This is a genomic window from Mesorhizobium sp. M7A.T.Ca.US.000.02.2.1, assembly GCF_003996995.1.
In the GTDB taxonomy this organism is placed as follows: Bacteria; Pseudomonadota; Alphaproteobacteria; order Rhizobiales; family Rhizobiaceae; genus Mesorhizobium.
Genome location: NZ_RZTT01000620.1, coordinates 1 through 2,530 on the forward strand (window position 1 = coordinate 1; position 2,530 = coordinate 2,530).

Annotated in this window: 1 protein-coding gene and 1 pseudogene; one reads left to right on the top strand and one right to left on the bottom strand. The window is 67.5% G+C overall.

Going from position 1 to position 2,530, the window contains the following annotated elements; all coding sequences use genetic code 11:
* Nucleotides 1-530: hypothetical protein (locus EOD15_RS32590; protein ID WP_245463830.1), on the bottom strand; the 530-nt coding region annotated here is incomplete at its 3' end.
* Between EOD15_RS32590 and EOD15_RS32595 the strand changes: the two are divergent.
* A pseudogene (locus EOD15_RS32595) lies at nucleotides 484-2,530 on the top strand (translocation/assembly module TamB); the annotation flags it as partial. The gene EOD15_RS32590 and the pseudogene EOD15_RS32595 sit on opposite strands and share 47 nt — an antisense overlap.

Genomic DNA, 2,530 nt, shown 5'->3' on the forward strand with positions numbered 1-2,530 from the left:
GCCGCATCGACGGCGAGCGGTCCGAGCCCGGCCTGCCGGGTCTGGCTGGTTTGGATACCGGCCAGTTGCGCATTGAAGCGGACGTCGGGAGCGGCCGGCGGTCCGGTCAAACCAGCCGTGCCGCTGAGCGTGCCCACAGCATCGAGGCCGGGCGAAAATCCATTGGCGAGCGCCACGGGCAGTGCCGAAAATTGCGCCGCGAGATCGAGCGTCTGGCCAGCTGTCCCGGACAAGGTCACCGAGCCGCCGCCGACGTCGAGCGCCAGCCTTTCGATGCTGGTCGTGCCGTTGGCGATGCTTAATGTCGACGCCTGGGCGATTGCCGCCTTGATGCCGCGAACCGTCGCCTCGCCCGAGGCAATCTCGATGCTGGTCGTGCCGTCGGCGATCTTCACCCGGCCGGCAGCCGTCGCCGGAATGCCCGCCATGGTGGCGCCGCCGGTAAAATTGGTCCAGTCGCCGTCACGCTTCAGGTCGACGCCGATGCCGCCGATTTCCGTGCTCCCGGAGGTGACGCTGACCGGCGACAAGGTTTCCGGCAAGGCAACCGGCACCCTCAACCCGAACGGCGCCAGCGATTTTGCGCTCGATCTCATCTCATCCGGCCCCAGCCTGCCGCTGACTGTCGGCAGCGCCGAGAGCCCGGTCAAGATCGAGATCCAGTCCTTGTCGGCAAAGGTGGCGGGCGAGAGCACGCGGGCCCGCCTGGATGTCTCCGCGATCCTGCCCTCGATCGTCACCAGTCCGGCGAGGGTAGACGGGCTTGCCCTGGCGTTGCATTCGGATGCGTTCGATCTCAAGAACCGTGCAGGGCCGGTTTCCGGCACGGTGTCGGTGGACAAGGTCGGTCTCGACAATCCGGTGATCGCGCCGCTGATCGCCGGCAAGGTCACGGCAGCCGTCAGCGGCCGCCTGACGGCCGACCTGTTTGCCATCGACAGCGGCTCGCTCAAGAGCGATGCGCTGAACAGCCAGGTCGCCGGCCAGGTATCGCTGCGAGACGGTGCCATAGACCTCAACCTGAAGGCGGATGCCCCATCGTCGGCCTTGCCGGCGGCGGCGCGCGGCATGCTTGGCGAACGCGCTGAGATCAGCGCCACGCTGAAGCGCGACCCCAACGGCAGCATCAACATAGGCGGATTGAAGTTGGCCTCGGGTGCGCTGACCGCCGACGGGCAAGCCAGCCTTGCCGACAACAAGGTGGCCGCCGACATCAAGGGCGCGCTGAGCGACATCTCGCTGCTGTCGAAGGATGCCAAGGGCGCCATCGCCTTTGCGTTGAACGCACAGGGGCCGGCCACTGCGCCGGATCTGTCACTGACGGTCGACAGCGAGCGCCTTCTCGTGGCGGCGCGAGAGATCACCGGGTTGAAGCTGACCGCCACCGGCAAGGCCGATGCCGCCAATCCGGCGGCCAACGTGCAACTGACCGGCAATGTCGCCGGCCAGGCGCTGCAAGGCAGCGCGGTGCTGGCGACGGCGGACGGCAAGAGCGCCATCAACGGCCTGCTGCTGTCGCTCGGCAAGAACAGGATTTCCGGCGATCTGGCGCTGGACGAGAAGTTCGTGCCGGTCGGCACCATCGCGCTCGACCTGCCCGATATCGGCCCGCTGGCGGCACTTGCCCTGGAAAAGGCCGAAGGCGACGTGCGCGGCACGATCGCCTTTTCGAAGAACGGCACCGCACCGCAGGTCGCCATCAAGGCGGCGACAGCGTCGATCACGCGCGGCGACCTGCAGGCGAAAGCCGTCTCGATCGATGCGCTGGTCGCCAACTATCTGGCGGCGCCCGTGATCTCCGGAAAGATCCGCGCCGACACCGTCATTTCGGGCGGTACCGTGATCAGCGGCATCGATGTCGATTTGAAGCGCGACGGCGACTGGACCGGTTTTTCCGGCGGCGCAACCGTCAAGGGCATTCCGGCGCGGGCCGCCGGCCGGGTGAAAGTGGCAAACGGCACGACAACTATCGAGCTTGCCTCCGGCCAGGCGACCGTCCAGGGCATCAAGGCGGCCATTGCCCAGGCCTCGACCGTCAGCATAGCCAATGGCACGACGACGCTGGACCGGCTGGTGCTCAACCTTGGCGGTGGCACGGCGACGGTGACCGGCAAGGTCGGCACGGCGCTCGACATCAATGCGACGCTGGCGCGGGTGCCGATGTCGCTCGCCAACAGTTTTTCGCCGGGGCTCGATGCCGCCGGCTCGATCTCAGGCACGGTCAAGGTGACGGGCGCGCCGGCAAATCCCGCCATTGCCTTCAATCTCGACGCGGCGGGCGTGCAGACCTCGCAGACCCGCGGTGCCGGTGTCGGTGCGGTCAGTGTCTCCTCGTCGGGCACCTTCGGCGCCAACAAACTGACCTTCAATGCCAATGTCAGCGATGGAGCCGGCCTTGGCGTCAAGGGCGGCGGCACCGTGACGACGGCCGGGACGCCAGCGCTGGTGCTCGACTTCAATGGCGTCGTGCCGTTCGGCCTGCTCAGCCAGAAGCTTGCCGCGCAGGGCCTGTCGCTGTCTGGAACCGCCA